Here is a 7,581-nt window from a genome sequence, read left to right as displayed (position 1 = left end):
GCGCAGCCTTCCGGGCGAACCCAGAGCCCCCAGGGATGGGTCTACGGCGTTCTTGGAAAGGTCTGTCGCCACCTAGGCCGGAACGCAACCCGTCACCGTCATGGAAAGGTGCTATCCCAACCGAAACCACCCACTTCGGATGGCACCAAGCCATTCGAAATCGACCAAGAGTCACTTTGCGGCGAGACGCTCAACCAGGGCATGCATGGCTGCCTGGGTTTCATCACTGAACCAGACTTCGCTCATGGCCTCACAGGTTTCGCGATCCACGTCCTTGAACAGGGCGCTGAGATCCGCGCGCACGACGCGGCGGGTGGAGGCCACCGCCACCGGCGGCAGGGCCGCGACCTGGGTGGCCCACTCCACCGCCGCCGCGCGGGTGGCGGCCGGATCATCGGCCAGGGCATCCACCATGCCCACCCGGTGGGCCTCCTCCGGCAGGATCATCTCACCCGAGGCCAGCAAGCGGTTCGCCGTCCCGGCGCCCACCAGGCGGGCCAGGGCCAGGCAGATCACATCCGGGACAGGGAGCCCGACCTGCACTTCGTTCAGGCCGATACGGAACTCGCCACGGCTCATCACCCGATAGTCACAGAAGATTGCCAGCACCGCACCGCCGGCCGGGCTGTGCCCCGTCAGACCAGCCGCGATCGGCACCGGGCAGGTCGCCAGGCGTTGAATCAGGCCAAAGAAATCGGACCAGAACTCGGTCATCTCTTCCCGGGAGAGACGCAACAGCACGGGCACATCCAGCCCCGCGGAGAACATCTTCTCCCCACCCACCAGGGCAATCCCGCGGGCCCCATCAGATACCGCATCAGCCAGACCCTGGTCGAGCGCCTGAATGAGCTGCGGATTGAGGGCATTGACCGGCGGCCGATCCAATTCGATGACGGCCACGTCCCCTTTGCGTTCAGTCTTGATCATGACTTGCTCCCGTCCTGTACATTGAGAAATTCGCGAATCACGGTGGTGGCATAGCTGCCCGCGGGCAGGCGGAAATCCAGCCACAGGCAATCGTCCTGCTGGCGCCAGCTCAAACCCCGCACCGGGAGACGCAGCGCCCGCCGCTCCTGTCGCATTCCGGCCTCTTCCAATACCTTGACCAGCGCCGGGTGCAAAGCCGCGATCCGCTCTTCAAGCTCAGCCACCGAAGCCCCGGCCGGACTGCCGCCCTGTCCCCACATGGCGCCACTGGGATGAATATCGCCCCGGCGGCAGCGATCCGCCAGCGCCGGATCATCGGCCTCGGCCACAAAATGGCTGTTACTGCCATCCAGCATGGGCAGTTCGCCGGCAAGGATGCGGTGCCAGCTATCATCCCCCACCCGTTCCGCCAGAATGGCATTGAACAACCAGGACCGTCCGGCTGACAGCAGCAAGCCACGTAACTTGCGTCGTCGGGGCAGCGGCGGTGTCAGCAGGCGAATGACATTGTCGCCATCCCGGCCGAAGCGCTGGGGCCCAAAGTAATTGGGGACACCGAGGCTGCCGATCCGGGCAAGGCGTTGATCGAGGAACCCGCTGTCGGCGGAGACATGTCGCAAGGCCAGACGAAAACGGTTACCGGTCAGGGCACCCGGACGCAGCTTGCGACGATGGCGATGGGCCTCGATCACTCGCCCCTGGGGTACCTCCCAATCCAGGGGATTGCCCTGTGCGGGCCAGGGCACGGTGAACCACTGTCGGGTCACCGCATGGCGGTCCTTGAGCCCGGCATAACCCACATCCCGGGGCCTGACTCCGGCAAGCCGGGCCAACTGCCCGGCCATCCAGTCAGTATTGGCCTCGCGCTTCTCCACCAGCATCAGGCAGTGCTCACCTTCACCGTCGGCGGCAAAGCCCAGGATTTCATCCACGCGAAAATCATCCGGGCTCTTGCGAATGACCGCCTCGCCAATCGCGGGTCCAAAGGCGCGGGGCAGAGCCTGATCCTGAAACCAATAGGCCTCATCATCCACAGGGCTCACTCCCCACTTCATCCAGCAATACCACCGCGTGGGCGGCCAGGCCCTCTTCGCGGCCAATGGCGCCGAGTTTTTCGGTGGTGGTGGCTTTGACATTGACCCTATCGGTGGCAAGGCCCAGGCTTTCGGCCAGCACCGCGCGCATGTCCGGTACATGCAGCCCCAGCTTGGGCGCCTGCGCCACCACGGTGAGGTCCACATGCACCGGCGCCAGGCCGCGGTCATCGATCCGCCTTAGCACCTCCGCCAGCAGGTCCCGGCTGTCGGCGCCGGAAAAGCCGGGGTCGGTATCCGGAAAAAGCTGGCCGATATCCGGGAGCGCGGCGGCACCCAGGATGGCGTCACACAGGGCATGCAGGGCCACATCACCGTCGGAGTGGGCGCGCACGCCCCGGTGATGGGGAATCCGCACGCCACAGACCATAACATGGTCTCCTTCGCCGAATGCATGCACGTCGAATCCGTGCCCGATTCTCAGGGTTGTCACCTGCCGCTCCCACAGTCCATACGATCCACACCGGCGCAAGGCGCCTGCCAGGGGCCGGCATTATCCCATGGCGGGCGGTTCAGGCATAATGCGCAATCATGAGTCACCGAGCCCGTTTTGCCCACGTCAATATCGTTGCCCGCGACTGGCGACGACTGGCCGATTTCTATGAAAACGTCTTCGGCTGCCTGCCGGTGGGGCCCGAGCGGGATTATCAGGGACGGGATCTGGATGCCGGTACCGGACTTTCGGGGGCCCGACTACGGGGCGTGCACCTGAAGCTGCCCGGCTTTGACGGCGACGCTGCGCCCACGCTGGAGATCTTCCAATATGACCCCAGTGGCGATGATCCACCGCGCTCGGTGAACCGCATCGGCTTCGGCCATATCTGCTTTCAGGTTCGGGATGTGGCGGCGGCCCGCAAGTCGGTGCTGGCCAATGGCGGCAGCGCGGTGGGCAAGGTGGTCACCCTCTCACCCAGCCCTACCGCCTCGGTGACCTGGTGTTACGTCAAGGATCCGGAAGGCAATATCCTGGAACTGCAACGCTGGAGCCCCTTCGGCTTCAAACCCCGCTAGGTGGGACTCCCCACCGCGTCAATCCGGACAGCCACCTCACGCCCTGCCAGTGCCATGGCCAGATAACGATATTGTATTCGGTGGCTAGTAACGAACTCCTGCCAGGCCCGGTACTCGTGATCCTGCCAACCGCGATAGCCGAGATAGTCGTCGAACACCACTACCGTGCCCGGCACCAGTCGTTCAGCCAACTGCTCCAGTACGCTGCGGGTGGAACTGTAGAGATCACAATCAATATGGACCAGGGCCACTGAGTCGCCGGGATGCTCGGCGAGAAAATCCGGCAGCGTGTCGTCAAACCAGCCGGCATGGAGCGTGACGTTATCCGGAACCTTGGGGAGCTCCCCCAGGGTTGAATAACTGCCCGCCGGTTCCCGCCCCCAGGCCTCGGGCAAACCGGAAAAACTGTCGAAACCATGTACCGGACCGGGCCGGGCGGCAGCAATCTGACGGATGCTGCGACCGTGGAAGACACCGAACTCCAATACCAGGCCTTGCTCCGGCGCCGCTTTCAAGCCATGGCGCAGCACGTTCGACGGTACGCTGAGCAGGCGCGCATCGGCACCCTGCTCTTGCCAGTAGCGCAGGGAAGTCACGGCAGGCTCCAGACGACGATCCCGGCCGGCGCGCGTCAACGCCCCTTCCGCCGCCGCCGGATCACCGAGGAGATAATGGCAGGCAGCACGCATCAGCTCCAGACGGGGATGCTCCCGGGCCGGTGAACGCCTGGCAACATCCAGGCTGGCGCGCGGGTCACGGTCACTGAAGCGGAGCCAGGCGGCCATCATCGCCGCTTCACCCTCCGCTGCCTTGTCCAGGACGGCAAGGGCCTTTCGACGCTGCCCCATTGCGATCAATGCCTTGCCCAGGGAGACCGCATAGCTCGGCACCCGCGGCTTGGATTGGTGGGCCTGGCGAAAGTAACGAAGCGCCTGATCGTAACGTCCGGCCGCCCATGACAACTGCCCGCGCAGTTGCTGGAGATCGGGTTTACGGGACGAGAGGGCATCCAGTAATGGCAATCCCCTGCCGGGGACGCCGGCCTGCATCCAGATGCGGGCGATGGCCGGCAGCAAGACCTGACGCGGCCCTTCCATATCCTGTGCCTTCGCAGCCAGCTCAATGGCATCGTCCTTGTGACCGGCGAGCAGTGCCACCCGGGCCAGATGCGTCCAGGCCAGGCCGTTTCGCGGCTGTTCCTGGAGCAATGCCCTGAGTCCGCGTTCGGCCTGTCCGAGATCGCCGGCATCAATCAGCGCGGAAAGTCGGATTATTTCATCCGCCATGATCAGTCTCGACCTTTCAGGTCTTCGCTATGGGTAATCTTGATGTTGCCGCGCTCGCCGAGAACAACCCGCACGGTCTCACCGGCCGCCTCGAGCGCCGCCGCTTCGTCCGTGGGCCAGTGCCCCTGGGCGAGTTGCTGGGACAGCGCCTGCTCCAGCCGCCCCAATCTTGCCATCTGCGGCGTTTGGGCAAGCCATATCTGCTCGCGCGGCACAGTCTCCACGATGCGTCCGGCCTCATCCACCCGCTTGACCGTATCCACAACCGGCAGGGCCAGAATACCGGCATCACCGCTTTCCAGAGTGGCATCAAGCAGCCGGGACAGGGCGCCGGCAGTCAACCAGGGCCGGACGGCATCATGAACCAGGACCCAGTCCTCATCGGCGGCACCGAGGGATCGCAGGTGGGCCAGTCCACGCAGGACAGAGTCCGCCCGTTCCGCGCCACCCTCGCAGGCATGGAGGCGACGATCGCGGGACAGTGCCAAACCATCCCAGTACTCGTCATCGGGAGCCAGGGGCACGGCGATGCCGTGCAGTCGTGGATCGGCCAGTAGGGGTTGGAGGGTGGCCTCGAGAATGCAGAGCCCGGGGCGGAGACTGAGATATTGCTTGGGCCGGCCCGCGCCGAAGCGTTGCCCTGCCCCGGCCGCCGGCACGACGGCCCAGATGGCCACGCCTTCAGTGCTACTCACCATTATCCCCCTCTTCCCCGTCGGACTCTTCCTCAAAGGCCCGGTCCAGCTCGATCACCTCGAAAAAGACCTCACCTTCACGGACCAGCCCCAGCTCGCTGCGGGCCCGCTCCTCGATCGCTTCCAGACCCTCACGCAGGTTGTCCACTTCGGCTTCAAGGGCTTCGTTGCGAGCGCGCAGGCGTTCGTTTTCTTCTTCCTGGGTCTCGATCTGCTGGCGCAGATTCCATAACTCAGGCACGCCCCCACGGCCCGCCCAGAGCTGGTACTGGAGTACGAGCAACAACAGCAGCAAGACGGCCAGCACTATCCGCATGAAGAGTATTCCCGGCGGCGCCAGGCGCCGCCACCGGTCGATGGGTAGGCGATAACGCTACCCGATTTTGACGCCGGACGGAAAGGCCTGACGCCCCGGGTAGCTGGCCTTATTACCCAGCTCACCTTCGATCCGCAGTAGCTGGTTGTACTTGGCCATGCGGTCGGAACGGCACATGGAGCCGGTCTTGATCTGGGTGGCGGTGGTGGCCACGGCGATATCGGCAATGGTGGCATCCTCGGTCTCACCCGAGCGATGGGAGACCACGGCGGAATAGCCCGCCTTGGTGGCCATTTCAATGGCGGCCAGGGTTTCGGTCAGGGTGCCGATCTGGTTGGGCTTGATCAGGATGCTGTTGGCGATGTTGCGATCGATACCCTGCTGGAAAATCCGGGTATTGGTCACGAAAAGATCGTCGCCGACCAACTGGACCCGATCGCCCAGCTTGCGGGTCAGGGCCTGCCAGCCGTCCCAGTCATTTTCGTCCATGCCGTCTTCAATGGAGACAATGGGATAGCGGTCCACCAGGTCGGCGAGGAAATCGGCAAATTCCTCGGCATTGAATCGCTTGTTCTCCGAGGCCAGTTCATAGACCCCGTCCTTGTAGAACTCGGAACTGGCCACATCCAGCCCCAGGACCACATCCTTGCCCGGCTGGTAACCGGCCTTCTCGATGGCTTCCAGAATGGTTTCCAGTGCCGCCTCGTTGGACGGCAGGTCGGGGGCGAAGCCGCCCTCGTCTCCCACCGCCGTGCTCAGCCCGCGGGCATTGAGCACCTTCTTGAGCCGGTGAAATATCTCGGCCCCCTGGCGCAGGGCCTCGGACAGGCTGGGCGCACCCACGGGCAGGATCATGAACTCCTGAATGTCCACGCTGTTGTCGGCATGGGCACCGCCGTTGACGATATTCATCATGGGCACGGGCATGCCGGTGGCGGCCTCCCCGCCCAGGTGCCGGTAGAGCGGCTTGCCGCCAGCCAGGGCGGTTGCCTTGGCAGCTGCCAGGGAAACGGCGAGGATGGCATTGGCGCCCAGGCGGCCCTTGTTGTCAGTGCCGTCCAGCTCGATCATCTTCTGGTCCAGGGCCTTTTGGTCGCCGGCTTCCATGCCCTTGAGGCTGTCCCGAATCTCGCCGTTGATGTTGGCAACGGCCCGGGTCACGCCCTTGCCCAGATAACGCTTTTCATCACCATCGCGAAGTTCCACGGCTTCGTTGACACCCGTGGAGGCACCGGAGGGAACGGCGGCCCGGCCCACTTCACCGGAATCCAGGAACACGTCCGCTTCCACGGTGGGGTTGCCCCGGGAGTCAATAATCTCCCGGCCAAGGATGTCACTGATCTTCGCCATGGCTTGCAGTCCTCGAATTGATTGAATTGGTGATTTTGAATTTATTGCAGTTGGTCTTCGATCAAGGTCTGCGCCTTGACCGCGTCGTCCACTGCCTTGAGAGATGTCAGCAGCGCTTCCACGCGATCCAGGGGCATGGAATTGGGTCCGTCGCAGAGCGCTTCATCGGGCTTGGGATGAGTTTCCATGAACAGCCCCGAGACACCCGCACCAATCGCTGCACGGGCAAGAACGGGAATGAACTGCCGCTGGCCGCCGGAACTGCCACCCTGCCCGCCCGGCAATTGCACGGAATGAGTGCAATCGAAGACCACCGGCGCACCGGTCTCGCGCATCACCGACAGGCCGCGCATGTCGGAGACCAGGTTGTTGTAGCCGAAGCTGAAGCCGCGTTCACAGACCATGATGTTGTCATTGCCGCTGCTACGGGCCTTCTCCACCACGGTGCGCATCTCCCAGGGCGACAGGAACTGGCCCTTCTTGATATTGACCGGGATGCCGTGGGAACAGGCGTTGACGATGAAATCCGTCTGACGGCAAAGAAACGCCGGGGTCTGAATCACATCCACCACACTGGCAACCTCGCCAATGGGCGTGTATTCATGGACATCGGTCAGCACCGGCACACCAATCTCGGACTTTACCTTCTCGAGTATGCGCAGCCCTTCTTCCATGCCGGGCCCCCGATAGCTTTTCAGGGATGTGCGGTTGGCCTTGTCAAAGGAGCCCTTGAAGACATAGGCAATGCCCAACCGCTCGGTCACCTCCCGAAGATGCCCGGCCACTTCCATGGCCAGGGATTCGCTTTCCAGCGTGTCCGGCCCAGCGATCAGGAAGAACGGCTGGTCCAGACCCACCTGAAAATCACGAATCTTCATGGCTTGTCTCCTATGAAGCCTGTT

Annotated in this window: 9 protein-coding genes; 1 reads left to right on the top strand and 8 read right to left on the bottom strand. The window is 63.7% G+C overall.

What is annotated here, in order from left to right; all coding sequences use genetic code 11:
• Nucleotides 1-171: 171 nt before the first annotated feature.
• Genes VCB98_RS01100 through ispF form a run of 3 tightly spaced genes read right to left on the bottom strand, consistent with a single transcriptional unit; the run spans nucleotide 172 to nucleotide 2,445 of the window.
• A complete protein-coding gene (locus tag VCB98_RS01100; protein ID WP_346049565.1) occupies nucleotides 172-927 on the bottom strand; it encodes an enoyl-CoA hydratase/isomerase family protein in 756 nt (251 codons plus the stop codon).
• On the bottom strand, nucleotides 924-1,961 hold the full coding sequence (truD, locus tag VCB98_RS01095; RefSeq protein WP_346049563.1) for a tRNA pseudouridine(13) synthase TruD: 1,038 nt from the start codon (nucleotides 1,959-1,961) through the stop codon (nucleotides 924-926). Before truD ends, VCB98_RS01100 begins: the two co-directional genes overlap by 4 nt.
• Nucleotides 1,954-2,445 (bottom strand): 2-C-methyl-D-erythritol 2,4-cyclodiphosphate synthase, encoded by a 492-nt coding sequence (gene ispF / locus VCB98_RS01090; protein ID WP_406672204.1) that lies wholly within the window; start codon nucleotides 2,443-2,445, stop codon nucleotides 1,954-1,956. Before ispF ends, truD begins: the two co-directional genes overlap by 8 nt.
• 107 nt (nucleotides 2,446-2,552) lie before the next feature.
• Here ispF and VCB98_RS01085 point away from each other — a divergent pair, with 107 nt between their 5' ends.
• The gene (locus VCB98_RS01085) at nucleotides 2,553-3,032 is read left to right on the top strand and encodes a VOC family protein (protein WP_346049559.1); all 480 of its coding nucleotides are present in this window, start codon (nucleotides 2,553-2,555) and stop codon (nucleotides 3,030-3,032) included.
• On the opposite strand, the gene VCB98_RS01080 is transcribed toward VCB98_RS01085, so the two are convergent.
• From VCB98_RS01080 to kdsA, 5 genes are read right to left on the bottom strand one after another with little or no spacing between them, the layout of a single operon-like run.
• Nucleotides 3,029-4,318, bottom strand: a complete 1,290-nt coding sequence (locus VCB98_RS01080; RefSeq protein ID WP_346049557.1) for a tetratricopeptide repeat protein — start codon at nucleotides 4,316-4,318, stop codon at nucleotides 3,029-3,031. The genes VCB98_RS01085 and VCB98_RS01080 overlap by 4 nt on opposite strands.
• 2 nt (nucleotides 4,319-4,320) lie before the next feature.
• On the bottom strand, nucleotides 4,321-5,016 hold the full coding sequence (gene ispD / locus VCB98_RS01075; RefSeq protein WP_346049555.1) for a 2-C-methyl-D-erythritol 4-phosphate cytidylyltransferase: 696 nt from the start codon (nucleotides 5,014-5,016) through the stop codon (nucleotides 4,321-4,323).
• Nucleotides 5,006-5,329 (bottom strand): cell division protein FtsB, encoded by a 324-nt coding sequence (ftsB, locus tag VCB98_RS01070; protein WP_346049553.1) that lies wholly within the window; start codon nucleotides 5,327-5,329, stop codon nucleotides 5,006-5,008. The genes ispD and ftsB overlap by 11 nt, the downstream gene beginning before the upstream one ends.
• A gap of 57 nt (nucleotides 5,330-5,386) precedes the next feature.
• Nucleotides 5,387-6,679 (bottom strand): phosphopyruvate hydratase, encoded by a 1,293-nt coding sequence (eno, locus tag VCB98_RS01065; protein ID WP_346049551.1) that lies wholly within the window; start codon nucleotides 6,677-6,679, stop codon nucleotides 5,387-5,389.
• 41 nt (nucleotides 6,680-6,720) lie between these two features.
• Nucleotides 6,721-7,557, bottom strand: a complete 837-nt coding sequence (gene kdsA / locus VCB98_RS01060; protein ID WP_346049549.1) for a 3-deoxy-8-phosphooctulonate synthase — start codon at nucleotides 7,555-7,557, stop codon at nucleotides 6,721-6,723.
• Nucleotides 7,558-7,581 lie beyond the last annotated feature (24 nt).

Source organism: Natronospira elongata (assembly GCF_034931365.1).
In the GTDB taxonomy this organism is placed as follows: domain Bacteria; phylum Pseudomonadota; class Gammaproteobacteria; order Natronospirales; family Natronospiraceae; genus Natronospira; species Natronospira elongata.
The sequence above is the reverse complement of the archived record's forward strand: the minus strand, read 5'-3'. Positions and strand labels throughout refer to the sequence as shown.